Source organism: Streptomyces sp. CB02058 (assembly GCF_001905505.1).
In the GTDB taxonomy this organism is placed as follows: Bacteria; Actinomycetota; Actinomycetes; order Streptomycetales; family Streptomycetaceae; genus Streptomyces.
Map to the genome: position 1 here is coordinate 1,394,004 of NZ_LIPG01000002.1, position 24,680 is coordinate 1,418,683.

The 24,680-nt window shown below is 71.3% G+C and carries 26 protein-coding genes; 16 read left to right on the top strand and 10 right to left on the bottom strand.

What is annotated here, in order from left to right:
- The first annotated feature begins 247 nt into the window (after positions 1–247).
- From AMK10_RS13490 to AMK10_RS13500, 3 genes are all read left to right on the top strand, one after another.
- A complete protein-coding gene (locus tag AMK10_RS13490; protein WP_073747920.1) occupies positions 248–1,846 on the top strand; it encodes an ABC-F family ATP-binding cassette domain-containing protein in 1,599 nt (532 codons plus the stop codon).
- A gap of 405 nt (positions 1,847–2,251) precedes the next feature.
- Complete coding sequence (locus AMK10_RS13495; protein ID WP_006123601.1) at positions 2,252–2,473, top strand: helix-turn-helix domain-containing protein; 222 nt, start codon at positions 2,252–2,254, stop codon at positions 2,471–2,473.
- Between the two features lie 150 nt (positions 2,474–2,623).
- Positions 2,624–3,415 carry an enoyl-CoA hydratase/isomerase family protein gene (locus tag AMK10_RS13500; protein ID WP_073747921.1) on the top strand — a complete coding sequence of 264 codons (792 nt, stop codon included), beginning with the start codon at positions 2,624–2,626 and terminating at the stop codon, positions 3,413–3,415.
- 53 nt (positions 3,416–3,468) lie between these two features.
- Here AMK10_RS13500 and AMK10_RS13505 read toward each other — a convergent pair whose 3' ends face one another.
- The gene (locus AMK10_RS13505) at positions 3,469–4,167 is read right to left on the bottom strand and encodes a hypothetical protein (RefSeq protein WP_073747922.1); all 699 of its coding nucleotides are present in this window, start codon (positions 4,165–4,167) and stop codon (positions 3,469–3,471) included.
- Positions 4,168–4,260: 93 nt separating this feature from the next.
- Here AMK10_RS13505 and AMK10_RS13510 point away from each other — a divergent pair, with 93 nt between their 5' ends.
- Genes AMK10_RS13510 through amaP form a run of 5 tightly spaced genes read left to right on the top strand, consistent with a single transcriptional unit; the run spans position 4,261 to position 6,596 of the window.
- Positions 4,261–4,755, top strand: coding sequence for an Asp23/Gls24 family envelope stress response protein (locus AMK10_RS13510; protein ID WP_073747923.1), 495 nt, complete (start codon positions 4,261–4,263; stop codon positions 4,753–4,755).
- 33 nt (positions 4,756–4,788) lie between these two features.
- Positions 4,789–4,980: a hypothetical protein gene (locus AMK10_RS13515; protein ID WP_031099868.1), complete on the top strand. Its 192-nt coding sequence runs from the start codon at positions 4,789–4,791 to the stop codon at positions 4,978–4,980.
- A complete protein-coding gene (locus AMK10_RS13520) occupies positions 4,977–5,330 on the top strand; it encodes a hypothetical protein (protein WP_073747924.1) in 354 nt (117 codons plus the stop codon). Before AMK10_RS13515 ends, AMK10_RS13520 begins: the two co-directional genes overlap by 4 nt.
- Positions 5,327–6,013, top strand: a complete 687-nt coding sequence (locus AMK10_RS13525; protein ID WP_073747925.1) for a DUF6286 domain-containing protein — start codon at positions 5,327–5,329, stop codon at positions 6,011–6,013. The genes AMK10_RS13520 and AMK10_RS13525 overlap by 4 nt, the downstream gene beginning before the upstream one ends.
- A 4-nt stretch (positions 6,014–6,017) precedes the next feature.
- Positions 6,018–6,596, top strand: a complete 579-nt coding sequence (amaP, locus tag AMK10_RS13530; RefSeq protein ID WP_073747926.1) for an alkaline shock response membrane anchor protein AmaP — start codon at positions 6,018–6,020, stop codon at positions 6,594–6,596.
- A gap of 23 nt (positions 6,597–6,619) precedes the next feature.
- On the opposite strand, the gene AMK10_RS13535 is transcribed toward amaP, so the two are convergent.
- The 5 genes from AMK10_RS13535 to AMK10_RS13555 form a co-directional block, all read right to left on the bottom strand.
- Positions 6,620–7,375, bottom strand: coding sequence for an SDR family oxidoreductase (locus AMK10_RS13535; protein ID WP_073747927.1), 756 nt, complete (start codon positions 7,373–7,375; stop codon positions 6,620–6,622).
- A gap of 5 nt (positions 7,376–7,380) precedes the next feature.
- Positions 7,381–9,174 carry a glycoside hydrolase family 15 protein gene (locus AMK10_RS13540; protein ID WP_073747928.1) on the bottom strand — a complete coding sequence of 598 codons (1,794 nt, stop codon included), beginning with the start codon at positions 9,172–9,174 and terminating at the stop codon, positions 7,381–7,383.
- A gap of 70 nt (positions 9,175–9,244) precedes the next feature.
- Positions 9,245–10,045 carry an SURF1 family cytochrome oxidase biogenesis protein gene (locus tag AMK10_RS13545; RefSeq protein ID WP_073747929.1) on the bottom strand — a complete coding sequence of 267 codons (801 nt, stop codon included), beginning with the start codon at positions 10,043–10,045 and terminating at the stop codon, positions 9,245–9,247.
- A 90-nt stretch (positions 10,046–10,135) separates the two neighbouring features.
- A complete protein-coding gene (locus AMK10_RS13550; RefSeq protein ID WP_073747930.1) occupies positions 10,136–10,369 on the bottom strand; it encodes a hypothetical protein in 234 nt (77 codons plus the stop codon).
- A gap of 63 nt (positions 10,370–10,432) precedes the next feature.
- On the bottom strand, positions 10,433–11,440 hold the full coding sequence (locus tag AMK10_RS13555) for a DEDDh family exonuclease (RefSeq protein WP_073747931.1): 1,008 nt from the start codon (positions 11,438–11,440) through the stop codon (positions 10,433–10,435).
- Positions 11,441–11,580: 140 nt separating this feature from the next.
- On the opposite strand from AMK10_RS13555, the gene AMK10_RS13560 reads away from it, so the two are divergent.
- Positions 11,581–12,300: a VIT1/CCC1 transporter family protein gene (locus AMK10_RS13560; RefSeq protein ID WP_073747932.1), complete on the top strand. Its 720-nt coding sequence runs from the start codon at positions 11,581–11,583 to the stop codon at positions 12,298–12,300.
- 13 nt (positions 12,301–12,313) lie between these two features.
- Here AMK10_RS13560 and AMK10_RS13565 read toward each other — a convergent pair whose 3' ends face one another.
- Positions 12,314–15,409 carry an NACHT domain-containing protein gene (locus AMK10_RS13565; protein WP_073747933.1) on the bottom strand — a complete coding sequence of 1,032 codons (3,096 nt, stop codon included), beginning with the start codon at positions 15,407–15,409 and terminating at the stop codon, positions 12,314–12,316.
- Between the two features lie 150 nt (positions 15,410–15,559).
- Here AMK10_RS13565 and AMK10_RS13570 point away from each other — a divergent pair, with 150 nt between their 5' ends.
- Genes AMK10_RS13570 through AMK10_RS13580 form a run of 3 tightly spaced genes read left to right on the top strand, consistent with a single transcriptional unit; the run spans position 15,560 to position 18,231 of the window.
- Complete coding sequence (locus AMK10_RS13570; protein ID WP_073747934.1) at positions 15,560–16,489, top strand: sterol desaturase family protein; 930 nt, start codon at positions 15,560–15,562, stop codon at positions 16,487–16,489.
- Positions 16,486–17,166 carry a lysoplasmalogenase gene (locus AMK10_RS13575; RefSeq protein ID WP_073747935.1) on the top strand — a complete coding sequence of 227 codons (681 nt, stop codon included), beginning with the start codon at positions 16,486–16,488 and terminating at the stop codon, positions 17,164–17,166. The genes AMK10_RS13570 and AMK10_RS13575 overlap by 4 nt, the downstream gene beginning before the upstream one ends.
- A gap of 21 nt (positions 17,167–17,187) precedes the next feature.
- Positions 17,188–18,231 (top strand): zinc-dependent alcohol dehydrogenase family protein, encoded by a 1,044-nt coding sequence (locus AMK10_RS13580; RefSeq protein ID WP_073747936.1) that lies wholly within the window; start codon positions 17,188–17,190, stop codon positions 18,229–18,231.
- Between the two features lie 70 nt (positions 18,232–18,301).
- On the opposite strand, the gene AMK10_RS13585 is transcribed toward AMK10_RS13580, so the two are convergent.
- Positions 18,302–19,831 carry a S8 family peptidase gene (locus AMK10_RS13585; RefSeq protein ID WP_073747937.1) on the bottom strand — a complete coding sequence of 510 codons (1,530 nt, stop codon included), beginning with the start codon at positions 19,829–19,831 and terminating at the stop codon, positions 18,302–18,304.
- 302 nt (positions 19,832–20,133) lie between these two features.
- Here AMK10_RS13585 and AMK10_RS13590 point away from each other — a divergent pair, with 302 nt between their 5' ends.
- The 3 genes from AMK10_RS13590 to moaA all read left to right on the top strand — a co-directional run bounded on the left by AMK10_RS13590 (position 20,134) and on the right by moaA (position 23,283).
- A complete protein-coding gene (locus tag AMK10_RS13590) occupies positions 20,134–20,499 on the top strand; it encodes a DUF485 domain-containing protein (protein WP_073747938.1) in 366 nt (121 codons plus the stop codon).
- Complete coding sequence (locus AMK10_RS13595; RefSeq protein ID WP_073747939.1) at positions 20,496–22,133, top strand: solute symporter family protein; 1,638 nt, start codon at positions 20,496–20,498, stop codon at positions 22,131–22,133. The genes AMK10_RS13590 and AMK10_RS13595 overlap by 4 nt, the downstream gene beginning before the upstream one ends.
- A 160-nt stretch (positions 22,134–22,293) precedes the next feature.
- Positions 22,294–23,283 carry a GTP 3',8-cyclase MoaA gene (moaA, locus tag AMK10_RS13600; protein ID WP_241839527.1) on the top strand — a complete coding sequence of 330 codons (990 nt, stop codon included), beginning with the start codon at positions 22,294–22,296 and terminating at the stop codon, positions 23,281–23,283.
- Here the strand turns inward: moaA and AMK10_RS13605 are convergent.
- Entirely contained in the window at positions 23,266–23,514 is a 249-nt protein-coding gene (locus AMK10_RS13605; protein ID WP_073747941.1) for a hypothetical protein, read from the bottom strand. The two genes, moaA and AMK10_RS13605, sit on opposite strands and share 18 nt — an antisense overlap.
- A gap of 220 nt (positions 23,515–23,734) precedes the next feature.
- Positions 23,735–24,121, bottom strand: coding sequence for a DUF3099 domain-containing protein (locus AMK10_RS13610; RefSeq protein ID WP_073747942.1), 387 nt, complete (start codon positions 24,119–24,121; stop codon positions 23,735–23,737).
- Positions 24,122–24,333: 212 nt separating this feature from the next.
- On the opposite strand from AMK10_RS13610, the gene AMK10_RS13615 reads away from it, so the two are divergent.
- Complete coding sequence (locus AMK10_RS13615; protein WP_073747943.1) at positions 24,334–24,618, top strand: GlsB/YeaQ/YmgE family stress response membrane protein; 285 nt, start codon at positions 24,334–24,336, stop codon at positions 24,616–24,618.
- Positions 24,619–24,680: the final 62 nt, after the last annotated feature.

The following is a 24,680-nucleotide window of genomic DNA, read 5'->3' on the forward strand; positions in this document are numbered from 1 at the left end:
CCACCACCCTCTGCTCCGGCCGCTCCACGGAATGCGCGCCGTCCTGCGCCGAGTATCGGATGGTTGCTCCCTGTGTGCCCGCTCACATCACCTGGCGGGGTGCGGCGGTGACGGAGCGGGAGCGCAGGCAAACCAGGTGGACACCGCCAGTAGACTGAGTCCCATGGCAATTCTCCTTGTGCATTAGACGGCGTCGAGTCGTGAGCCCGCTGTCCCTCCGCCGTCCATACCGCCCTGGAGTTTTTCCGTGATCACCGCTTCCGGCATCGAGCTGCGTGCCGGCGCCCGCATCCTCATCGAGTCCGCCTCCTTCCGCATCGCCAAGGGCGACCGCATCGGCCTGGTCGGCCGCAACGGCGCGGGCAAGACCACCCTCACCAAGTGCCTGGCGGGGGAGGGCACGCCCGCCGGCGGCACCATCACCAAGAGCGGCGAGGTCGGCTACCTCCCGCAGGACCCGCGCACCGGCGACCTCGACGTCCTGGCGCGCGACCGCATCCTCTCGGCCCGCGGGCTCGACGAGATCCTGCGCAGGATGCGGGAGAACGAGGAGCGGATGGCGAACGGCAAGGGCGCCACCCGCGAGAAGGCGATGAAGAAGTACGAGCGCCTGGAGACGGAGTTCCTCACCAAGGGCGGATACGCCGCCGAGGCCGAGGCGTCCACCATCGCCGCCGCGCTGAGCCTGCCCGACCGGGTGCTCGGCCAGCCGCTGCACACGCTCTCCGGTGGTCAGCGCCGACGTGTCGAGCTCGCCCGCATCCTCTTCTCGGACGCCGACACCCTGCTCCTCGACGAGCCCACCAACCACCTCGACGCGGACTCCATCGTCTGGCTGCGGGACTACCTCAAGTCCTACCGCGGCGGCTTCATCGTGATCTCCCACGACGTCGAGCTCGTCGAGACCGTGGTCAACAAGGTGTTCTACCTCGACGCCAACCGCGCCCAGATCGACATCTACAACATGGGCTGGAAGCTCTACCAGCAGCAGCGCGAGGCCGACGAGAAGCGCCGCAAGCGCGAGCGCCAGAACGCCGAGAAGAAGGCCGCGGCGCTGAACTCGCAGGCCGACAAGATGCGCGCCAAGGCGACCAAGACCGTCGCCGCCCAGAACATGGCCAAGCGCGCCGAGCGCCTGCTCTCCGGGCTGGAGGCCGTGCGGGTCTCCGACAAGGTGGCCAAGCTGCGCTTCCCCGAGCCCTCCCCGTGCGGCAAGACCCCGCTGATGGCCGAGGGCCTCTCCAAGTCCTACGGGTCGCTGGAGATCTTCACCGATGTGGACCTCGCCATCGACAAGGGCTCCCGCGTCGTCATCCTCGGCCTCAACGGCGCGGGCAAGACCACGCTGCTGCGGCTCCTGGGGGGTGCGGAGAAGCCCGACACCGGCCAGATCATAGAGGGGCACGGCCTCAAGCTCGGCTACTACGCCCAGGAGCACGAGACCCTCGACCCGGAGCGCACCGTCCTGGAGAACATGCGCACCGCCGCGCCCGACCTCGACCTCGTCGAGGTCCGCAAGACGCTCGGTTCGTTCCTCTTCTCCGGCGACGACGTCGACAAGCCGGCCGGAGTGCTCTCCGGCGGTGAGAAGACCCGTCTCGCCCTGGCGACCCTGGTCGTCTCCTCCGCCAACGTGCTGCTCCTCGACGAGCCGACGAACAACCTCGACCCGGCCAGCCGCGAGGAGATCCTCGGTGCCCTGCGCACGTACAAGGGCGCGGTCGTCCTCGTCACCCACGACGAGGGCGCAGTCGAGGCGCTCCAGCCGGAGCGCATCATCCTGCTGCCCGACGGGGTCGAGGACCTCTGGGGTGCGGACTACCGCGACCTGGTCGCCCTCGCCTGAGCCCGGACGCGCGCCCCGGGGAGGTCCCGGACGCGCCCCCCCGGGGGCCGTCCGCGGGCCCGCTCGAACCGGTGTGGTGCCCGGTGATCCAACGCGTATGGATCATTCGGCCCATCGGTGATCCATCATCTGAGTGAGGGGGTCTCGTACCCCGGCGCGGCGCCCGGTAGATAGCTGCCGGGCGCACTCATTTCGGGCGTCTCGCCCCGTACGGCCCTGACCTGGCCGTTTTTCCCGCTGCCCGCTCCCCGGACCTCCGGAACCCCTCTGAATGCTGGATTCCGCTTGTGTCGGAGCGTCTCAGGGCGCGGAATCCCGTCGTACGTACCTTGCCGAATGGGTGGCCAGGAACGCGGGGAGGGGTGATCATGAGAGTCCAGAGCGCACTTCCTTGAGGAGGCACGGGTGGCCGAGACTCTGAAGAAGGGCAGCCGGGTGACCGGCGCCGCGCGCGACAAGCTCGCGGCAGACCTGAAGAAGAAGTACGACTCCGGTGCGAGCATCAGGGCGCTGGCCGAGGAAACCGGCCGCTCCTACGGGTTCGTCCACCGGATGCTCAGTGAGTCAGGAGTCACGCTGCGGGGACGCGGCGGAGCGACTCGAGGCAAGAAGGCCGCTTCGGCCTGACGGCGGGCAGCGGTCAGGGGCAGGCGCAGGCCCGCCCCGGGGCTCACCGGAACACCGGGTGGCCACCCGGCCGATCGTCAGGTCGTCCGGGTGGTTACTGTTCAGTTACTTGCCAGTAAGTGCTGACAGCACCCGATCCGGAGGCGCCCCATGACCTCGCTCGACTCTGTGCTCGACAAGGACGGCGTACGGCTCACCGTCGAAGACGCGGTTGCCACGGTGACGCTCACCAACCCGGCCAAGCGCAACGCTCAGTCTCCCGCTCTGTGGCGGGCGTTGGCAGAGGCCGGACGGGCACTCCCCGGGAGCGTCAGGGTCGTCGTGCTGCGCGGCGAGGGCAAGTCCTTCTCCGCGGGCCTCGACCGGCAGGCGTTCGCCCCCGAGGGGTTCGACGGCGAGCCGTCCTTCCTCGACATGGCGCGCGGCCCGGAGTCCGAGCTCGACGCGACCATCGCCGAGTACCAGGAGGCGTTCACCTGGTGGCGCCGCAACGACATCGTGTCGATCGCGGCCGTCCAGGGACACGCCATCGGTGCCGGCTTCCAGCTCGCCCTCGCCTGCGATCTGCGGATCGTCGCCGAGGATGTGCAGTTCGCCATGCGCGAGACCAGCCTCGGCCTGGTCCCGGACCTCACGGGCACGCACCCCCTGGTGCACCTCGTGGGATACGCCCGCGCGCTGGAGATCTGCGCCACCGGCCGCTTCGTCCACGCGGAGGAGGCCGAGCGCACCGGGCTGGCCAACCTCGTGGTCCCCGCGGACCAGCTCGACGAGGCCGGCCGTGACCTGGCCGCCGCACTGCTCGCCGCCCCGCGCGACGCGGTCGTCGAGACCAAGGCGCTGCTCGGCGGCGCCGTCTCGCGTACGTACGAGGAGCAGCGCACCGCCGAGCGGGCCGCCCAGGGTCGCCGGCTGCGCGATCTCGCGGGCATCGCGGACTGATCCGCCCCGAACCCCACGACACCCTGCCCCTCGCCGTGCGGCGAGGGGCAGCGTCATTCCCGGTCCACGACGGCCGTGACCAGCACGGCGACGGGCGGGCCGCCCTCCACGGCCCCGGACACCGCGCCGCGCACCGCCCGGGCCACATCGAGGGCCCTGTGGTCCCCTGCCGTCGCGACCTCGACCCGTACATGCCCGTCCGCCTGCTGCACGGGGCTGCCCAGCACCCGGGTGACCGCGACGACGCCCGGCACCCCGGCCGCAGCGGTCCCGGCGGCCCCGTCCGGCTCCGCCGCGCGGACCTCGTCGGGCGGCGCCGTGCCCGGCTCCGGTTCGTCCTCCAGCAGCTCGGTCACCCGCAGGTCCACCTCGTCGACCACGAGACCGAGCCGCTGGGCCGCCGCCGTCAGCAGAGCCGCGCGCAACGCGTCCGCGGTTACGGTCAGTGGTCGCCGGGGCGTCGCGGCGAAGCCCGCCTCGATCCGCAGCGGGCCGGGCGGCAGGGCGCTCGGCGGCGCCGGAACCACCGGCTCCGGCGCCTCCTCCAGGTCGTCGGACGGGGCGATCCTCAGCGTCCCGAGCACCGCCCCCGAACCGGACGCGGCACCCCGCAGCACCGCTGTCGCCGCCTTCTCCGCGATCCAGGAGCCGTCCTCGGGCCCACCCAGGGGAAGCAGTCTGCCCAGGCCGAGCCGTAGGCGTACCGCAGCGGTCCATCCGTCGGCCCGGTGCGGGCCGTCAGCCGTTGTCATTGCCCCACCCTGCCCCATCCACGGCGCGGGACCGGGCAAGCGCACTTACTGTGGGCAACGGAAGTTCCACCCGCCCCGAAGGGAAGAGCGGCGATGAGCGAGACTCCACAGCGGCACCAGCCCCAGGCCCCCGGCAGTGTGCCGGGAGGGGACGACGGCAGGCAGGGCCAGTTCAGCAAGCGTGGCGGCGGAGCCCCGGGCACCCGCGGCCGGACGACGATCGCCGACGGCGTGGTCGAGAAGATCGCCGGATTGGCGGCACGGGACGTCGTCGGAGTCCACGCGATGGGCAGCGGCTTCTCCCGGACCTTCGGCGCCGTGCGCGACCGTGTCCCCGGCGGCGGCAAGTCCGTGTCCCGCGGCGTCAAGGCGGAGGTCGGCGAATCGCAGACCGCCCTCGACCTGGAGATCGTCGTCGACTACGGCGTGGCGATCAGCGAGGTGGCCCGCGACGTCCGTGAGAACGTCATCGCGGCGGTCGAGCGGATGACCGGCCTGGAGGTCGTCGAGGTCAACATCGCCGTGAGCGACGTCAAGCTGCCCGACGAGGAGGACGACGAGGACGAGTCCGAGGCACGCGTCCAGTAGACCTCCCCCCGCGCGGCAGTTGAGGAGCACACGATGAGCATGGCTGTGGTCGGCCTGGTGGCCGGCATGGCGCTCGGCTTCGCCGGATACTTCGGCGGCTTCGGGGCCTTTCTGCTGGTGGCCGCGCTGGGCGCGGTCGGCTTCGTCGCCGGCCGCTTCCTGGACGGCGACCTGGAACCCGGCGACTTCTTCCGGAGTCGCGAGCGCGGCGACCGGCGACGGTGACGGCGGTGACAGGCCGGGTCGACGCCGCCGAACGCGGGCAGACCCGCATCGCCGACCGGGTCGTCGCGAAGATCGCCGCGCAGGCGGCCAAGGAGGCCGTCGACGAACGGCCCGAGGACGCCGAGGCGCCGCGTGCGAGCGTCACCGTGCACCGCGACACGGCGCGCGTACGGGTCAGCCTCGACCTCGCCTACCCCTGCGACATCGGCCGTCAGTGCGGCGCGGTGCGTCGTCGTGTGGCCGAGCGGGTAAGAGCCCTGGCGGGAATGGAGGTGCCCGAAGTGGCCGTGCAGGTCGAACGGCTGCACGCCTCGGGAGCGGGCACCGCACCGGAGGGGAGTATCCGATGAGCGAGCCCCAGGACCCGGAGAACAGCACACGCCGCCTGCCCACGGTCGAACCGGCCCCGGCCGGCGGCGTCATCGAGATGGACCAGTCCGCCTCGGGCTCGACCTACGAACCCGCCCCCGCGCCCGACCACAAGGGCGGCCGGGCGGGACGCTTCTGGTCCCGGCGCGGGATCCCCGCCGCGGTGGTCGCCCTGATCGTCCTCGGCGGCACCGGAATTCTGCTCTACGACGTCGCGGCGGTCCGGGCCGACCATCCGGCCATGCAGTGGCGGCGCTCGGCCGCCGACGACCTGGCGAGCCGTCACCTCGACGACGTATGGGTGCTCGCCGGATCGGCCCTGGCGGCGGCGCTCGGACTCTGGCTCCTCCTGCTGGCCCTGACCCCCGGACTGCGTGCCCTGCTCCCGATGCGCCGCGAGCACCCCGGTGTCCGGGCCGGACTCGACCGGAACGCCGCCGCCCTCGTCCTGCGCGACCGGGCCGTGGAAGTGGCCGGTGTCCAGGCGGTGCGCGTGAGGATGAGCCGCCACAAGGCGACCGTGCGGGCCCTCTCGCACTTCCGTGAACTCGACGACGTCAGGGCCGACCTGGACACCGTCCTGTCCACGGCCGTCAGCGAACTCGGCCTGGCGAGGCCGCCCGGCCTCTCCGTGCACGTCAGCCGGCCGGCGAAGAAGGGGTGACCCCGTGATCGGAACCGTCAACCGGGTCCTGCTCGGCCTGGCCGGACTGGTCCTGCTCGTCGTCGGCGGCGCCGTCCTCGCGACGGGACTCGGTGTGTCCGTGCCCTCCTGGTGGCCCTACGACGGCAAGGACGACGTCCTGCTCAGCAGGGGCGACCGCTACAGGTGGCGGGACGAGGGCTGGTGGTGGCCGGCCGTCATCGCCGCCCTCGCCGTCCTGGTCGTCCTCGCGCTGTGGTGGTTCCTCGCACAGCTGCGCAGGGGACGCCTCGCCGAGGTGCTGGTCGACAGCGGCGACGGAGAGGGAGCGCTGCTGCGCGGCAGGGCGCTGGAGGGCGTGCTCGGAGGTGAGGCCACCGCCATGGACGGGGTGTCCGAGGCCAAGGTCGCCCTGACCGGCAAGCGCACCGCCCCCAGGGCCCGGGTCCGGCTGCTGATGGAGCCGCACGCCGCCCCGGGACCGGCGCTGCGCGGGCTCACCGAGGGGGCGCTGACCAACGCCAGGACCTCGGCCGGGCTGGACGAGCTGCCCGCCGAGGTCCGTCTGAAAGCGGTCAAGCACCGCGCGGAGCGGGTGAGCTGACGGCGCCCGCCCGCGCGGGAGCGTCAGAAACCGTGCCGGGCGCCGCCGTCGACGGGCACCATGATCCCCGTCAGATAGGAAGCGGCGGGGGAGAGCAGGAAGGCCGAGGTCTTCCCGAACTCCTCCGGGGTCCCGTAGCGGCGCAACGGGATGCGCGCCTCGTTCGCCGCGCGGGAGGCCTCCGCGTCGCCGGACAGGGCGTCGAGCTCGCGCACCCGGTCCGTGTCGATCCGGGACGGCAGCACCCCGACGACCCGGACGCCGCGCGGGCCCAGCTCGTCGGCGAGGGACTTGGCGAAGCCGGCGAGGCCGGGGCGCAGCCCGTTGGAGATGGTCAGTCCGGGGATCGGCTCGTGCACCGATCCGGACAGGACGAAGCCGATGACACCGCCCTCGCCGAGCGCCTCGGCCGCTGTGCGGGCGAGGCGCACCGCGCCCAGGAAGACCGACTCGAAGGCGGACTGCCACTGGTCGTCCGTGTTGTCCGCGAGGAAGCCCGGCGCGGGACCGCCCACGCTGATGAGGATGCCGTCCAGCCCGCCGAAGCGGTCCCTCGCGGCGTCCACCAGCCGGCGGGCGGCCAGCGGGTCGGCGTTGTCCGCGGCGATGCCGACCGCGTCCGGGCCCAGCTCCGCCGCCGCCTCCGCGGCGCTCTTCTCGTCACGGCCGGAGATGATCACCTTCGCCCCGTCGGCGGCGAGGGCGCGCGCGGTGGCGTTGCCCAGCCCGCGGGTCGCCCCGGTGACGATGTACACACGGTCCTTCAGTCCAAGATCCATGGGCCCTATCCTGCCAAGTCCTCACCGGCGAGGTCGACCGCGCTGTTCACCAGGCCGATGTGGCTGAACGCCTGCGGGTAGTTGCCGAGCTGGCGGCCGGCCGCCGAGTCGTACTCCTCGGCCAGCAGCCCCACGTCGTTACGCAGCTCCAGCAGCCGGTCGAAGAGCTCCTCGGCCTCGTCCCTGCGGCCCGTCCGCAGCAGGGCGTCGACCAGCCAGAACGAGCAGGCGATGAAGGCCCCCTCGTTGCCGGGGAGACCGTCCACCGACGCGCCCTCGGTGCTGTAGCGGCGGATCAGACCGTCGTGGGCGAGCTCGTCGCGTACCGCGTCGACCGTCCCGATCACCCGGGGGTCGTCGGGCGGCAGGAAGCCGGTACGCAGGATCAGCAGCGTCGAGGCGTCCAGCTCCTGGGAGCCGTAGTACTGGGTGAAGGTGTTGCGCACCGGGTCGTAGCCCTTCTCGCAGACCTCCGCGTGCACGGCGTCCCGCATCGCCCGCCACCGGTCGGCGTCGCCCGGGAGCCCGGGGTTCTCCTCCAGGGTCCGCACCGCGCGGTCGGCCGCGACCCAGGCCATCACCTTGGAGTGCACGAAGTGACGGCGCTCCCCCCGGACCTCCCACAGGCCCTCGTCCGGCTCGCGCCAGGTGGACTCCAGGAAGCCGAGCAGGCTCAGCTGGAGGTTCCAGGCGTGCGGCTTGTCGTCGAGCCCGGCGTCGCGGGCCAGCCTGAGCGAGTCGATGACCTCGCCGTACACGTCGAGCTGCAGCTGCCGCACCGCCGCGTTGCCCGTGCGGACCGGCAGGGAGTTCTCGTAACCCCGCAGCCAGGTCAGTTCCGTCTCGGGCAGTCTTCGCTCGCCCCCCAGCCCGTACATGATCTGGAGGTCCGCGGGGTCACCGGCCACCGCGCGCAGCAGCCAGTCGCGCCACGCCGCCGCCTCCTGGAGGTATCCGGCCGAGACCATGGCGCCCAGGGTGAGGGTGGAGTCCCGCAGCCAGCAGTAGCGGTAGTCCCAGTTCCGTACGCCGCCGATCTCCTCCGGCAGCGAGGTGGTGAGGGCCGCCACGATCCCGCCGGTCGGGGCGTAGGTGAGCGCCTTCAGGGTGATCAGGGAGCGGAGCACCGCTTCCCGGTGCCTGCCGTGGTAGGTGCACCGCGCCGACCACTTCGCCCAGTCGGTGAGGGTGTGCTTCAGCGCCTTGTGAGGATCGATCAGCTTCGGGCGGGGGGAGTGCGAGGGGTGCCAGGTGAGGACGAACGCCACGGACTCGCCCTCGGTGACCGTGAAGGAGGAGCAGGTGCTGAACTGCTGGCCCCACGTCTTGACCGGCGGTTCGCTGCGCAGCCAGACGGAGTCCGGGCCCGCCACCGCCACCCGGTGGCCGTGCGAGCGGCGCATCCACGGCACCACGGAGCCGAAGTCGAACCGCAGCCGCAGGACGGAGCTCATGTCGACGGTGCCGCTGACGCCCTCGACGATCCGCATGATGTCGGGCGCCTTGTCGCGCTGCGGCATGAAGTCGACGACCTTGACCGTGCCGGTCCTGGTCTCCCAGAAGGTCTCCAGGACCAGGGAGTCGTCCACATAGGCGCGCCGGGTGCAGTTCTCCGTGCTGTGCGTGCCCTGGGGGGCGATGCGCCAGTGCCCGTTGTCCTCGTCGCCGAGCAGGGCCGCGAAGCAGGCGCCCGAGTCGAAGCGCGGCAGGCACAGCCAGTCGACAGAACCGTTCCTGCCGACCAGGGCGGCCGTCTGGAGATCACCGATGAGGGCGTAGTCCTCGATGCGTGGGGTCACGCTCTGGCGTCTTCCCGAACCTGGGCCCCGCTAAGCAGCGAACCCGGTTCGAACAGCCTGGTGCGGGACCCTAGGCGGTCGCAGGCTCCGGCTGCTCCGCCGCCTCGTCCTCGGCGGCGGCCGCGGCCTCGGCACGGTCGCGCTTCTCACGGCGTACGAGAATGACCCACCCGACCGGGACCCCGGCGGCGAAGAGCCACCACTGGACGGCGTACGCCATGTGCGGGCCGATCGAGCCGTCGTCGGGGGCCGCGATCGTCTCGGGGCTGCCGTCGGCCGGTTCGGGAGAGGTCAGCTCCAGGTAGCCGCCGAGCACCGGACGGCCGAGCAGGTGCGACTGCTGGGCGCTGTTGATCAGCATCACCTGGCGGTCCGGCAGGCCCTCCAGGTCCTTGATGCCGCTGGCGCTCGTCGTCTCGTCCGCCTTGAGCCTGCCCTCGACCGTGACCTCCCCGCCCGGCGGTGCCGGGACCTCGGGGAAGGACTGCTGGTCGGCCGCCGCGGGCACCCAGCCCCGGTTGACCAGGACGGTGCCGCCGCCCTTGAGGTTCAGCGGGGTCAGCACCAGCACGCCGATGCGCTCGTCCTGCGAGGTGCGGCGGCGCACGACGACCTCGTGCTCGGTGTCGAACGTGCCGGTGGCCGTCACGGCACGCCAGTAGTCGGAACGGGGGACCGTGTGCCCGGGGGAGGTCAGCCGGGTCACGGGGACCGGGTCCGCCTCGAGGTTCCGGGTGATCAGCGCGTTCTGCTCGACCCGGTGTTCATGCCGGTGCAGCTGCCAGAAACCCAGCTCGACCATCGTGGGAATCATCGCGAGGACGAGGAGGGTGAGAATCACCCACTGCCGGGTCAACAGGAAGCGGTACACCCCATGACCGTACAACCGGGGCCATGGGGTGCGGCACGGAGGGGTCCCCGTGCGGTGGGAGCGGGCGCTCCCACGGACCTGAGCGGCCCGTCATACTTTGTCCACGATGCCCGCCCTTCCCTCGGCGCGGGCGCAGTGACCGCCGCAGTACCAGTGGCCGTCGACCTCGACGCCCTGGCCGATGACCTGCACCCGGCAGTGCTCACAGATGGGCGCCATGCGGTGGATGGCGCAGGAGAAGCAGTCGAAGACATGCACCGCGCCCTGCGCGTGCACCTCGAAGGACATCCCGTAGTCGTTTCCGCAGACCTCACAACGTGCCATGCGCCACAGGGTGGGACGCCGGGCGGCGACGGGCGAGCGGATGCCGGGCGAGTCGCCCCCGGTTCACTCCGATGACGGTGACGGCGCGGGCACGGAGACCGACTTCGCCCGTGCCACATCCCTCAGCAGATGGGTGAACGCGCTCTCCTCCAGGATCGGAGTGCCGAACGACTTGGCCTTCACCGTCTTGGACGTCACCGAGTCGGGGTCGTTGGTGACGAGCAGGCTCGTCAGCCGCGACACGCTCGTCGCCACATGCAGGCCGGCCTCCACGGCCCGGTCCTCCAGAAGCTCCCGGTCGATCGAGGTGTCCCCGGAGAATGCCACCCGCATGCCCTGCATGAGAGGTTTGTCCGACTCGTAGCGCCCCGGATTCGGATACGGGCACGCGGGGCGCTTGCGCGAGGGGCGCCAGCTGCCCTGGCCCTGCGAGGGCCGGTACCCGGCGCGCGGGGTGACCGGGGAGTCGTGCCACTCCGTCAGCGGGCGGCACTCCAGCAGTGGCAGCCGCACACCGTCCCGGGCCGCCGCGTGCAGACTCGGGCGGAAGGCCTCCGCCAGCACCCGGGCGTCGTCGAGGGCGTGGTGCGCGCGCTGCTGCACCACGCCGAAGTGCGCGGCCAGCGACTCCAGCTTGTGGTTGGGGAGCGGGAGCCGGAGCTCCTTGGCCAGCGCGATGGTGCACAGCCGCTGCTCGACGGGCGCGGTGACCGCCGCGCGCGCGTACTCACGGGCGATCATCGACCAGTCGAACGCGGCGTTGTGGGCGACGAGCACCCGCCCCGCGAGCCGCTCCGACAGCTGCGCGGCGACCTCCGGGAAGAGCGGGGCGCCCTCCAGGACGTCGCTGGTCAGGCCGTGGATCCAGACCGGACCGGGATCGCGCTCGGGGTTCACCAGGGTGTACCAGTGGTCCTCGACGTCGCCCTGGGCGTCCAGGCGGTACACGGCAGCGGAGATTATCCGGTCGTCGCGGGCGAGTCCGGTGGTCTCCACGTCGACGACCGCGTACCCCTGGGGATACGCGGCCGGCCACGGCGCTGCGGTCTGACGGTCGTCGAGCATGGTCACAGAGAATACGGGCCGGGACCGACAGTGACCTATCCGGGCGGTCCCGCCATGAATCCTGTGGTAGCGGAGAGCAGTTGACCGGGTGCCGGAACCGCGGGTCGCGGATGCGCCGGGGAAGCGTGCGGTGAGACGCTCCCGGGGTGACGGAGACACAGGCGCAGACACACGACGAACCCCACGGCGGCGGACTCGGCGTCCGGCTCAACTGGCTGCGGGCCGCGGTCCTCGGCGCCAACGACGGAGTGGTCTCCACGGCGGGCCTGGTCGTCGGTGTGGCCGGGGCCACGGGCGACCGGTCCACCCTGCTGACGGCCGGCCTGGCGGGGCTGCTCGCGGGCTCCATGTCGATGGCGGCCGGCGAATACGTGTCGGTGTCCACCCAGCGCGACTCGGAGAAGTCCGCGCTGGAGACGGAGAAGCGGGAACTCCGGGATACCCCGGAGGCCGAGCTCGCCGAGCTGACCGGACTCCTGGAGGGGAAGGGGCTGAGCAACGAGCTCGCCCGGGAAGCCGCCGTACAGCTCACGCAGCGCGACGCGCTGCGGGCGCACGCCGAGGTCGAGCTGGGCATCGACCCGGACGAACTGACCAACCCGTGGCACGCGGCGGGAGCGAGCTTCCTGGCCTTCACGGTGGGCGCGCTGCTGCCGCTCCTGGCGATCGTGCTGCCGCCGTCCTCCCTGCGGCTCCCCGTCACCGTGCTCTCCGTGCTCGCGGCGCTGGCCGCAACCGGCTGGTGGAGCGCCCGCCTGGGCGCGGCACCGGCCGGGCGGGCGGTGCTGCGGAACATGGCCGGGGGCGCGGTGGCCATGGCGGTGACGTACGGGGCGGGGGCGCTGCTGGGGGCGGCGGGGGTGTGAGGGCGGGGCGGTCCTACCGTTTGCGTACGATCCGCTCGGACGGGAAGAGCTCGGTGCCGGTGGCCCTCGTCTCGACCCCCACATGGATGGTCAGGCCGTGCTGGTCGGCCAGCGGGCCGAGGTCCACGGGCTCGTCCGCGGGATAGGCGTAGATGTACAGGCACCTCAGTGCCGGCAGCTCCCGCAGCAGTGCCAGACCGTTCGGGTACCGGCAGCAATTGAGTATCAGTGTGTCCAGCCCGCTGCATCCTGCGAGGGCGCTCAGATCCGGGAGGTCCTGCCAGCTCAGGATGAGGCGCTTGAGACTGCGCAGGAGCGGGCTCTTCGTGACGTACAACAGATGCCTGGGGTCGTACAAACCGAGTTCCTCCAGTCCGGACCATCGCTCAAGCCCCTCCAGGCTGAGGTCTCCGGTCTCTTCGGGCAGGGTGAGCGATGTGAGACGAGGACTGAGAGCCAGCTGACCGATGCTGTCGACAGGGAAACGGTGTCCCAGGGTGAGGGAAGTGACGTTCGTGAGCGGCTCCAGCTGTTCCATTGGAACGTCGGGATGCAGCTGTACCAGCGACAGCCAGGTCAGCGGGAGCTCCGAGAGTGGGCTCAGGTCGTGGACGCCCGGGCAGAGGCTGAGGCCGATCTCCGTGAGTGAGCGCATGGATGCCACCGGGGCTATATCGGTCAGTGCCCTGTTCTCGTAGACGAAGAGCCTTTCCATCCCGCTGCGCGTGATCAGTGGGGAAAGGTCCTCGTGGCTGCCCTGCACCCGGATCGACTTCGCCTCGGGCACCAGTCGCAGCGCTTCCATCTGGTTCGCGTTCGTCACCGACACGTAGATGTCGTCCCAAGGGCGCGGCGCGAGCAGCTCCCGGGCGTATGTCTCGGTGTCGAAGGAGCTCCACACGTTGGCCAGCTGGGCGGCCACCGAATTCCGCTCGTCGTCCCGGTAGCGCTTGAGCACCTCGTACGCCGCGTCACCGCCGACGAGGGAAGCTGTCAGCACCACGCAGCTCGCCGCGTACTCCTCCGTCACCTCCTCCGGCCCCGGCAGCAGCTCCAGGACCAGCTCGCCCACCGACGCCAGCTCCTCCGCCTCCGCCCGGGTGCGCGGCGGCAGCAGGTCCGCCGTCCGGCGCTGTACCTCGGCCCGTACCGCCGGGTCCAGCTCCGGGGCGTGCTCCAGGCTCGCCGCCGCCAGCAGCACCAGACGGTGCCGGTGCTTGCGGGCGCGGTCCGCGCGCTTCAGCAACTGGCGCAGAAGCCGGGCCCGTTCGTCGGCGCGTGCGTGGCCCACCGCCATCTGGATCACGTCGTGCCACTGGTCGTCATGGGCGTGCTGCACCAGCACGCCGAAGTCGCGGGCCTCCACGGCGGCCTTGGCCCCGAGATAGTCCTGGAAGGTCCGGTGCACGAAGCCCACCGCCCCCGGGGCGGGTTCGCGCAGCAGTCCGCTCCTGATCAGCAGGTGCGAGAAGACCTCGTCGGCGGTGCCCCTGACCTGCGGCATGGCGGTCAGCCAGTCGGCCAGCATCTCCAGGGCCTCGTCGTGGTCCGCCTCCACCTGGCCGTTCCGGATCAGCCAGTACGCCAGGCGCTGGAGCAGTGCCGTCTGCTCCTCCCGCGTGAGGTCGACGCCCTCCACCCCGACGATCTCGCGCTCGGTGTCACGCCGCACGAGCAGCATGTCCAGCGCGGCGTCGTACAGCTCCTTGCGGGCCCGCGGCAGCTGCATCCGCCGGTCCCGGTTCAACGCGCACAGCAGGGCGCACATCAGCGGGTTGGTGGCGAGCCGTCCCAGGTCGGGGCGGGTCGTCACGGCCCGGCGCAGCGAGGATTCGTAGACGTCGAGCTGTGCGCGCTCCCCGTCGGACACGCACTCGGACCGAGCTGCCGCGTGCCAGTGCTCGACGAACGCGTGGATGTCCCTCCTTTCCATCGCGAGCAGGGAGTGCGCCTCGAATCCGAAGCCCGCGAGCCAGCTCTCCGGGACGGCGGACGGCCGGGTCGTCACCACGTAGCGGGATCCGGGATAGGCCGCGATCAGGTCCTTCAGCCACTTCTCCGTGCGGTGGCGCAGCCGCATCGGCACCTCGTCGACGCCGTCCACCAGGACCAGGGCGCGCCCCTCGGCCAGCAGCCCGTCCACCCAGCCGGCCGGTGCGGCGCCGTGCAGGGGAACGCCCGCCGCGCGCAGGAAGTCCTCGGGCGTGGGCAGCGTTCCCTGCGAGGTGAAGGCGCGCAGCCGCAGCACGAAGGGCACGCAGCGGTTCCAGTCCCCGAGGTCGCTGCCGAAGGTGCGGCGGGCCGCGTTCAGCGCCAGCCACTGCACCAGCGTGCTCTTGCCGGAACCGGCCGGGCCCCGCAGCAGCAGCCGTTCCGTCCCGGCCAGCGCCTGTTCCACGGAGACCGTCACCGTGGCCGTGCGGTCCAGTCCGTCCTGTCCGGCGCTCTCGCCGCTCACGCTCAGGCTGATGTACGCCGTCTCCAGGGGCCATTCGCGCGCCGACCGGCCCAGCGTCAGCCCGAACAGCCCCATCCTGCTGTTCGTCGTGGCCATGAAATCGGCGTACCGCTGCTCGAAGGCGAGCGCCGATGCGTCCGGCCTGGGGCCGACCCGGGCACGTACGTCCTCCACCAGCTCGCGCGTCCGGGCCCCCGCCCGGGTCTGCTCCACGGCCGCGCGCGCCGCGAACGAGGGGTGGGCGGTGAGCTGTTCCACGAGGTGCTCGCAGCACCGGCCGAGCAGCTCCCCGTACAGCTCCTCCGCGCGCGGGGAGAGGCCGGCGGCGGGCGACGACAGCTCCGCGTGCAGCCGGGACGCGTCCAGGTCCAGCGCGAACAGACGGTCCGCGTCCAGTTCGCCCGCCGCCGCGAAGGTGTCGTGCACGGAGTCGAGAGCGGCGAGACGCTCGTGCTCGGGCAGGTCGGCGTACCGCTCCGTGAGCCGGGCGCCGAGCACCCGCGCCAGCCGGTCCGGCTTCGCGGGGCGGGGGAGCGGCCGGACCGGTTCCGCTACCAGACCCGCGCCCGGTCTGGGGGTCAGCAGCGACTTGGCGACCGTGCCGATGACCGTGGTCGCCAGTCGGATCAGGGCAACTTCCGTACCCGACACGTGAGTTCCTCCCCCTGGACTGCGCGCGTGCCGGAAATCCTACGACGGGCCCGTTGGTGGAATCCGCCAAACACTCATGACGCGACGTCTCACATACTTGTCGGTAACAACATCTATGCCCGGCCCCTCGAACGGCTCTACGGTGCACGCATGGAGCCGAACCTGCCCGATGTCGTGCTGTGGTCGATCCCGGCCTTCGTCCTGCTCACCGTCCTCGAAATGGTGTCCTACCGACTGCACCCGGACGAGGACGCCGCCGGATACGACGCCAAGGACGCCGCCACCAGCGTCACCATGGGGCTCGGCAGCCTGGGCTTCGACCTGCTGTGGAAGATACCCGTCGTGGCGATCTACGCGGCCGTCTACGAGCTGACCCCGCTGCGCGTTCCCGTGCTCTGGTGGACGGTCCTGCTGATGCTCCTCGCGCAGGACTTCTTCTACTACTGGTCCCACCGCGGCCACCACGTCATCCGGCTCCTCTGGGCCTGTCACGTGGTTCACCACTCCAGCCGGAAGTTCAACCTCACCACGGCGCTGCGCCAGCCCTGGACCTCGCTCACCTCCTGGCCGTTCTACCTCCCGCTCATCGCCCTGGGCGTCCACCCGGCCGCGCTCGCCTTCTGCTCCTCGGTGAACCTCGTCTACCAGTTCGGGGTCCACACCGAGAGGATCGACAAGCTGCCCCGGCCCTTCGAGTACGTCCTCAACACGCCCTCCCACCACCGGGTGCACCACGCCTCCCAGGGCGGCTACCTGGACCGGAACTTCGGCGGGATCCTCATCGTCTGGGACCGGCTCTTCGGCTCGTTCGCGGGCGAGACCGAGCGGCCCGTCTTCGGGCTCACCAAGAACATCAGCACCCACAACCCCTTCCGCGTCGCCACCCACGAGTACGCCGCCATCGCCCGCGACGTGCGAGCGGCGGCCACCTGGAGCGAGCGGGCGGGCCGCGTCTTCCGGGGACCGGGCTGGCAGCCGGCACCCGCCGCCGGGACGGCACCCGCCGCCGGGACGGCATCCACCGCCGGGACGGCACCGGCACCCGCCGCGCAGCCGCACACCGCCGAGCGCACCGGATGACGCCCCGCGCCGGCGCACACCGGCTCGTGCGCCCGCTGCTCGTCGCCTTCCTCGCCGTCTCCGCCGTCCATCTGGCCGGGCTCCTCGCCGGGGCGGACGCCGCGCACGTGGCCACCAAGCCGCTGCTGATGCTCCTGCTCGCCGCCTACGCCACGGCACGCGGCGGCCCCCGGCTGCTGATCGCCGCGCTGCTGTGCGGCTGGGCGGGCGACGTGCTGCTGATGCCCGACGCGGAGGCCGCGTTCCTCGTGGGCATGGCCTTCTTCGCGGCAGGTCACGTCTGCTACCTGCTGCTCTTCGGCCGCGCCCCCGTGCGGGCGGTCACCGGTCTCGTGTACGCCGTGGTCCTCGTGGTCTTCGTCGTGCTGCTGTGGCCGGGCCTGCCGGGCGGACTGCGCGTCCCCTTGACCGGATACAGCCTGCTGCTCACGGCGATGGCGTGGCGGGCGGGCGTCCTCGGCCGGAACGCCGCCGTCGGCGGAGCCCTCTTCCTGCTCTCCGACGCGCTCATCGCCACCGGCATCGCGGACTGGCCCCAGCTGCCCGCCCACGACTTCTGGATCATGCTGACCTACATCGCCGCGCAGTACCTGCTCACACGGGGGGCGCTCGGCGGAGCGGAGGATTCCACCGGCGCCGCCCCTGGGGCGTACCGTGAGGGGAGTATCAGAATCTGAGACGATCGAGGATCTCCACGCATGCGCGCCACCGTCATCCACGCCCCTCACGACATCCGGGTCGAGGAGGTGCCCGACCCCCGGGTCCAGCAGCCCACCGACGTCGTCCTGCGGGTGCTGCGGGCCTGCATCTGCGGCAGTGACCTGTGGGCCTACCGGGGCGAGTCGGCCCGGCAGCCCGGCCAGCGCATCGGCCACGAGTTCCTCGGCGTCGTCGAGGAGGCCGGCTCCGGGGTCAACGGCTTCGCCGTCGGCGACCTCGTCGTCGCCCCCTTCGTCTGGTCCGACGGCACCTGCGCCTACTGCGCCGAAGGGCTCACCACCTCCTGCCCCCAGGGCGGCTTCTGGGGTTCGGTCGGTTCGGACGGCGGCCAGGGCGAGGCGGTCCGCGTCCCGTTCGCCGACGGCACCCTGGTCAAGCTCCCCGCTGCCGCCGCGTCCGACGACCGCCTGCTGACCGCGCTCCTGGCGCTCTCCGACGTCCTGGGCACCGGGCACCACGCGGCGATCGGCGCGGGCGTGAAGCCCGGCAGCACCGTCGCGGTCGTCGGTGACGGCGCGGTCGGCCTGTGCGGCGTCATGGCCGCCAAGCGGCTCGGCGCCGAGCGGATCATCGCCCTGGGCCGCCACCAGGCCCGTACCGACATCGCCCGCGCCTTCGGAGCCACGGACGTCGTCGCCGAGCGCGGCGAGGCGGCTCTCGCGGCCGTACGGGAGCTGACGCGGGGCGAAGGCACCCACGGGGTCATCGAGGCGGTCGGCACCGAGCAGTCGATGCGCACGGCCCTCGGCATCGTGCGCGACGGCGGCTCCGTCGGATACGTCGGAGTCCCGCACGGCAGCGGCACCGGCGTCGACCTCGGCGTCATGTTCGACCGGAACATCGCCCTGCGCGGAGGCGTCGCCCCCGTGCGCACGTACATCCCGGAGCTGCTCCCCGACGTGCTGGACGGCACGATCGACCCCTCGCCCGTCTTCGACCTGACCGTCGGGCTGGACGGGGTGCCGGGCGGCTACAAGGCGATGGACGAGCGCACGGCGCTGAAGGTCCTCGTCAAGCCGTAGCGCCCGCCGTACGCGGGAGGGGCCGGGGACAGCTGTCCCCGGCCCCTCCTTTCACGCCGTGCCCCGCCGGTTACCGGGTGACCGCGTCCAGCGCGTCCACGACACCGGCTCCGTAGAAGCCGTTGTACCGGGTGCCGCCCTCGCAGACCGCGTCCACGGTGCCGTCGGCGTCGATGTCGTACGGCGCGCCGCACGCGGTGGCGTCGGCCTGGTGCGTCAGCAGCGCCTTCACCACCGCCGCGGAGGCACGCGGGTGGGCCGACTTGATCAGGGCCGCGACGCCCGCGACGTGCGGGGACGCCATCGACGTACCGGCCTTGTAGTTGTAGCCGCCGCCGATCGTCGTCGACAGGATCAGACCGCTGACGGCCGGAGCCTCGGGCGTCTGGTAGCGCGTCGAGTCACCGCCCGGGGCGGCCACGTCGATGACTCCGAGACCGTAGTTCGAGTACGAGGACTTCAGGCCCTTCGCCCCGGTCGCGGAGACCGTCACGACACCCGGCAGCATGGTCGGGATGTCGGGGCAGGCGCTCGGGTCGACCGTGCGGGTGACCGTCGTCGTGTCGTTGGGGCTCGTCGTGTCCTCGATGGCGTCGAGGGCCAGGTCGTGGTCGGAGTTGCCGGCCGCGGCGACGTTCACGACACCCTTGCTCTCCGCGTAGCGGGTGGCACGGGTGACCGCCTCGACCAGGGCGCCCTGGTCCGGGTCGTTCTTGCAGTTGAACAGCCAGGGGTCGGTGTAATAGCTGTTGTTGGTCACATCGACGCCGTGCTCGGCGGCCCAGACGAAGCCGCAGACGACGGCCTCGGTGTAGAAGAAGCCGGCGGGCGTGGACACCTTGATGCCGGAGACCTTCACCCCGGGTGCGACGCCGGTGACGCCGACGCCGTTCTTCGCCGCGGCTATGGTGCCCGCGACGTGCGTTCCGTGGTCGGCCTCGCCGGGCGCGGGACGCCAGGCGCCCTCGGTGGTGTCCGGGGCACCGGACACGCAGTTCACGGAGGCGGCACGGTCGAAGTTCGGCGCCAGGTCCGGGTGGGTGTCGTCCACGCCCGTGTCGATGACGGCGACCGTGACCTTGCTGCTGCCGAGCGACTTCTGGTGCGCCTTGTCCGCCTTGATGGCGGGCAGGTCCCACTGCAGGGGCTCCAGCGGGTCCTGGCCGGCCGTCGCCTCGGCCGCGGCGGCCTGAGCCTGCCCGGCGGAGAGGGGCTGGCCGACGCCGATGTCCTTGGTCGCCTGCGGGACGATCGGGTTGGTGCGCGTGGCGCCCGCGGACTGGACGCCCTTGGCCTTGCGGATCGTCGCGCCGAAGTCCGGGTTCTTCGAGTGGACGACGATGACGCCGATCTTGTCGTACGACGTGACGACCGACCCGCCGGCCGCGGATATCGCCTTGCGGACCTGCTTGACGGTGCCGTGACCCGCCCGCGTGTTCACGACGTACGACAGCTGGGGCCCGTCCGCCGATACCGCCGCCGGCTCCTCCGCGGGTGCCGCGGCCGCGGTCCCCGTCGGGAGGAAACCGAGCGAGGCCGTGAGCGCGAGTCCGACGGGCAGCGTGAGTACGCGTGTCCGTCTGGTTGCCAGATGAGCCATGGGTTCTCCACATCATCCGTGCCAGTGGTCCGGACACAGGTGTGTCCGGACCGGTACATGACCAGTGAAGTTATCGCTGATCTTCCCGGCGCATCAATGAATACGGGCAAGTGAGTTCGAGGTGTGACCTCCGGGAGGCGCGTCCACGCGGCAACTCCGGAGAAGACCGAACCTGCGGTGAACCGCTTCGCCGCGCTCTCCGTGCCGTTGCACAGGGAGCCGTGCACCAGCCCCGATCACGCAGAGGACTCCCTGTGAAATCCACCGTGCCCACCACCGCACCCGCGTCGCGAGGAGAATCCGTGGCTACCGAAGCACCGCCGCCCCAGGGGCGTGAGGACGACAGTCCCGTCCAGCCCACGACCGAGGCGTACCTCGAGGCGCAGAACAGCGCGGAGTTCGCCGAACTGCGACGCTCCCACCGCTCGTTCGCCTTCCCGCTGACCGTGGCCTTCATCGCCTGGTACCTGCTGTACGTGCTGCTGTCCAGCTACGCGGGCGACTTCATGGGCACCAAGGTCGTCGCCAACTTCAACGTGGCGTTCGTGTTCGGCCTCGCCCAGTTCCTCACGACGTTCCTCATCGCCTGGTTCTACTCGCGCCACGCCACCAACAAGCTCGACCCGCAGGCGGCGGCCATCAAGTCCCGTCTGGAGGCCGACGCATGAGCGCCGCGCACGACACCCACGCAGTGATCCAGCTCGCCGCCTCGTCGACGACCGAGCACCGGCCGCTGATCATCACCCTCTTCGCGGTCTTCGTCGCCGCGACGCTCGGCATCACCGTCTGGGCCGGCCGCCAGACCAAGAGCGCGTCCGACTTCTACGCGGGCGGGCGGCAGTTCACCGCCTTCCAGAACGGCCTCGCCGTCTCCGGCGACTACATGTCGGCCGCGTCCTTCCTCGGCATCGCGGGCGCCATCGCGCTCTTCGGATACGACGGCTTCCTCTACTCCATCGGCTTCCTCGTCGCCTGGCTCGTGGCGCTGCTCCTCGTCGCCGAACCGCTGCGCAACTCCGGCCGCTACACCATGGGCGACGTCCTCGCCTACCGGATGCGCCAGCGGCCCGTCCGTACGGCGGCCGGCACCTCCACGATCGTCGTCTCGATCTTCTACCTGCTCGCCCAGATGGCCGGTGCGGGCGTGCTGGTCTCGCTGCTCCTCGGCATCACCAGCGACTCGGGCAAGATCGTCATCGTGGCGCTGGTCGGCGTACTCATGATCCTCTACGTCACCATCGGCGGCATGAAGGGCACCACCTGGGTGCAGATGGTCAAGGCCGTCCTCCTCATCGCGGGCGCCCTGCTGATGACCTTCCTGGTGCTGTGGAAGTTCAACTTCAACGTCTCCGACCTGCTGGGCACCGCCGCGGAGAAGAGCGGCCACGGCGCCGCCTTCCTGGAGCCGGGCCTCAAGTACGGCGCGACCGGAACCTCGAAGCTGGACTTCATCTCGCTCGGCATCGCGCTGGTGCTGGGCACCGCCGGTCTGCCGCACATCCTGATCCGCTTCTACACCGTGCCGACGTCCAAGGCGGCCCGTAAGTCCGTGAACTGGGCCATCGGGATCATCGGCGCCTTCTACCTGATGACGATCGCCCTGGGCTTCGGCGCCGCCGCGCTGATCGGGCCGGAGGAGATCAAGGCCAAGAACCCGGCGGGCAACGCCGCGGCACCGCAGCTGGCCGAATACCTCGGAGGGGTCGGCACCACCTGGGGCGCCATCCTCCTCGCGGTCATCTCGGCCGTCGCCTTCGCCACCATCCTGGCCGTGGTCGCGGGACTCACCCTCGCCTCCTCGTCCTCCTTCGCCCACGACATCTACGCCAACGTCATCCGCAAGGGGACCGCCACGGAGAAGGAGGAGATGCGTGCCGCGAAGTGGGCCACCGTCGCGATCGGCGTCGTCTCCATCGCGCTCGGCGCGCTGGCCCGCGACCTGAACGTCGCCGGGCTCGTCGCCCTGGCCTTCGCCGTCGCCGCGTCGGCCAACCTGCCGACGATCCTCTACAGCCTGTTCTGGAAGCGCTTCACCACCCAGGGCGCACTCTGGTCCATCTACGGCGGCCTCGCCTCGTCCGTGCTGCTGGTGCTCTTCTCGCCGGTCGTCTCAGGCAAGGCCACCTCGATGTTCCCGGACGTGGACTTCGCCTGGTTCCCGCTGGAGAACCCGGGCCTCATCTCCATCCCGCTGGGCTTCCTGCTCGGCTGGCTCGGCTCGGTCCTCTCCAAGGAGGTGCCGGACAAGGGCAAGTACGCCGAACTCGAGGTCAAGTCCCTCACCGGCACCGGAGCCCACTGACCCGCCTGCCGCACCACCGCCCGGGGCCCCGTCGTAGAGAACTACGACGGGGCCCCGTCGCACCTCGTGCCAACCGGGCCTCCTGGATGTCACAGGTCTCGCGTAGTCTCGGAGGAGTCAGACCGCATCCGCGGACATCACCGGGGGAGGGGGCCCAAAAGTGCTCATCGACACCTACGGCCGGGTCGCCACCGACCTGCGTGTTTCACTGACCGACAAGTGCAATCTCCGCTGCACCTACTGCATGCCCGAAGAGGGCCTCCAGTGGCTGACCAAGTCGGAGCTGCTCACCGACGACGAGATCGTCAGGCTCATCCGCATCGCCGTCACCGACCTCGGCGTCAGGGAAGTCCGCTTCACCGGCGGCGAGCCCCTGCTGCGCCCCGGACTCGTGTCCATCGTCGAGCGCTGCGCCGCCCTGGAGCCCCGCCCCAGGATGTCGCTCACCACCAACGGCATCGGGCTCAAGCGCACCGCAGCCGCCCTGAAGGCCGCGGGCCTGGACCGGGTCAACGTATCCCTGGACACCCTGCGCCCCGACGTGTTCAAGACGCTCACCCGCCGTGACCGGCACAAGGATGTCCTGGACGGGCTCCGGGCCGCCCGGGAAGCCGGACTCACCCCCGTGAAGGTCAACACGGTGCTGATGCCCGGGCTCAACGAGGACGAGGCCCCCGAGCTCCTCGCCTGGGCCGTGGAGAACGACTACGAGCTCCGCTTCATCGAGCAGATGCCGCTCGACGCCCAGCACGGCTGGAAGCGCGACGGGATGATCACCGCGGGTGACATCCTCGCCTCGCTGCGCACCCGCTTCACCCTCACCGAGGAAGGGGAGGACGAGCGCGGATCGGCTCCCGCCGAGCGCTGGACCGTGGACGGCGGCCCGCATCGCGTCGGCGTCATCGCCTCCGTGACCAGGCCCTTCTGCAGCGCCTGCGACCGCACCCGGCTCACCGCCGACGGACAGGTCCGCACCTGCCTCTTCGCCCGCGAGGAGACGGATCTGCGCGGTGCCCTGCGCTCCGACGCGCCGGACGAGGAGATCGCCAGGATCTGGAAGCTCGCGATGTGGGGCAAGAAGGCGGGCTCCGGTCTCGACGACCCCACCTTCCTGCAGCCCGACCGCCCGATGTCAGCGATCGGTGGCTGAGGACTCCCACTCCTCCAGCGTCACGACGTCCTTCAGGAAGCCGCGCACCCCGAGGAACGAGGAGAGGTGCTCCTTGTGCTCGTCGCAGGCCAGCCAGGTCTTGCGGCGGTCCGGAGTGTGGAGCTTCGGGTTGTTCCAGGCCAGCACCCACACGGCGTCGGCGCGACAGCCCTTGGCGGAGCAGACCGGAGCACCGGTGGCGCTCTCGGCGGAGGTATCGGGGAAGTTCACGGCCTCAACCCTAAGGGCTCCCGACGGACGGCTCCGCGACGCATCCCCGCCGGAGAAAGGGCGACGCCGAGCAGCCACGGGGGGAGCTGCCCGGCGTCGGTCCGTCGCTCCGACGGGGGATGCGGAGCGCTCACGAAGTATGGCACGCGGACCGGGGTCCGGTGCACCTGAACGCCGTGATTGATCTGAGCTTTTCTTGAGCTTCGCGAGCCGTCGCGGATCAGTCCGCGCTGCGCGGATCGTCACCCCGGCCGGCCTGCCCGGGCTCCGCCACGGACTCCGCGGCCGGCTCCGGAGAGGCCGCCGCCGCAGCCGTGCCGAGGGCGGGCCGCATCGGCGCGGGCACGAAGGTCGTAGGCAGTGAAGGGGTGTTCTCCCGGCCCGCGTTGGCGATGACCACCGCGACATACGGGAGCAGAACGCCCAATGCGAGCGCCACCACGGCCACATGCCTCTCGACGTTCCACAGGGTCGCGGCCAGCACCACCGAGACGGTGCGCACGGACATGGAGATGATGTAGCGCCGCTGCCTGCCGCGCACGTCGTCGGCAAGTCCCTGCCGCGCGCCCGTGATCCGGTAGACCTCCGCGCCGCTCTGCTTCCGCATCGTGACTCCACCACCACGTCTCTGTGCCGGACATCCCCGTACGGCGCCGCTCCTACGGTACGCCCGCCGTCCGCCGGGTTCGAGACCGGGGTATGTCCCGTTCATGCCGGTCCGGGTGCCGTCCCACGTACGGCCCTGTCCGGCATGCGGCGTACGTCCGGCGGGCCGAGACTGGGCGAACGTGCGCACACCGCGCCGCACGAGGAGGCGTTATGAGCTGGTTGTGGGCAATCATCGTGGGCCTGGTGCTGGGTGTGATCGCCCGGGCCATCCTGCCGGGCAAGCAGGACATCCCCCTCTGGCTGACGACCGTGTTCGGCATCCTCGGCAGCATCCTGGGCAACGCGGTCGCGGGCTGGATCGGCGTCAGGGATACCGACGGCATCGACTGGACCCGCCATGTGCTGCAGCTGATCGGTGCCGTGGCCGTCGTCGGTGTCGGTGACATGGTCTGGCAGTCCGTCAAGGGCAACCGGAACAAGCGGCAGAGAACCTGACCCCGGGCGGAACGACAGTGCGGCCGGCCACGCGAGACGCGTGACCGGCCGCACCGCTGTGC

Excerpts from the sequence above, each read along its gene's own strand:
- AMK10_RS13615 (WP_073747943.1), top strand. The coding sequence starts at position 24,334 with ATGAGCTGGTTGTGGGCAATCATCGTGGGCCTGGTGCTGGGTGTGATC.
- AMK10_RS13505 (WP_073747922.1), bottom strand. The coding sequence starts at position 4,167 with ATGACAACGGCTGACGGCCCGCACCGGGCCGACGGATGGACCGCTGCG.
- AMK10_RS13575 (WP_073747935.1), top strand. The coding sequence starts at position 16,486 with ATGACGCCCCGCGCCGGCGCACACCGGCTCGTGCGCCCGCTGCTCGTC.
- AMK10_RS13580 (WP_073747936.1), top strand. The coding sequence starts at position 17,188 with ATGCGCGCCACCGTCATCCACGCCCCTCACGACATCCGGGTCGAGGAG.
- AMK10_RS13525 (WP_073747925.1), top strand. The coding sequence starts at position 5,327 with ATGAGCGAGCCCCAGGACCCGGAGAACAGCACACGCCGCCTGCCCACG.
- AMK10_RS13535 (WP_073747927.1), bottom strand. The coding sequence starts at position 7,375 with ATGGATCTTGGACTGAAGGACCGTGTGTACATCGTCACCGGGGCGACC.
- AMK10_RS13585 (WP_073747937.1), bottom strand. The coding sequence starts at position 19,831 with ATGGCTCATCTGGCAACCAGACGGACACGCGTACTCACGCTGCCCGTC.
- AMK10_RS13610 (WP_073747942.1), bottom strand. The coding sequence starts at position 24,121 with ATGCGGAAGCAGAGCGGCGCGGAGGTCTACCGGATCACGGGCGCGCGG.
- AMK10_RS13510 (WP_073747923.1), top strand. The coding sequence starts at position 4,261 with ATGAGCGAGACTCCACAGCGGCACCAGCCCCAGGCCCCCGGCAGTGTG.
- AMK10_RS13500 (WP_073747921.1), top strand. The coding sequence starts at position 2,624 with ATGACCTCGCTCGACTCTGTGCTCGACAAGGACGGCGTACGGCTCACC.
- AMK10_RS13550 (WP_073747930.1), bottom strand. The coding sequence starts at position 10,369 with ATGGCACGTTGTGAGGTCTGCGGAAACGACTACGGGATGTCCTTCGAG.
- AMK10_RS13595 (WP_073747939.1), top strand. The coding sequence starts at position 20,496 with ATGAGCGCCGCGCACGACACCCACGCAGTGATCCAGCTCGCCGCCTCG.
- AMK10_RS13570 (WP_073747934.1), top strand. The coding sequence starts at position 15,560 with ATGGAGCCGAACCTGCCCGATGTCGTGCTGTGGTCGATCCCGGCCTTC.
- AMK10_RS13515 (WP_031099868.1), top strand. The coding sequence starts at position 4,789 with ATGAGCATGGCTGTGGTCGGCCTGGTGGCCGGCATGGCGCTCGGCTTC.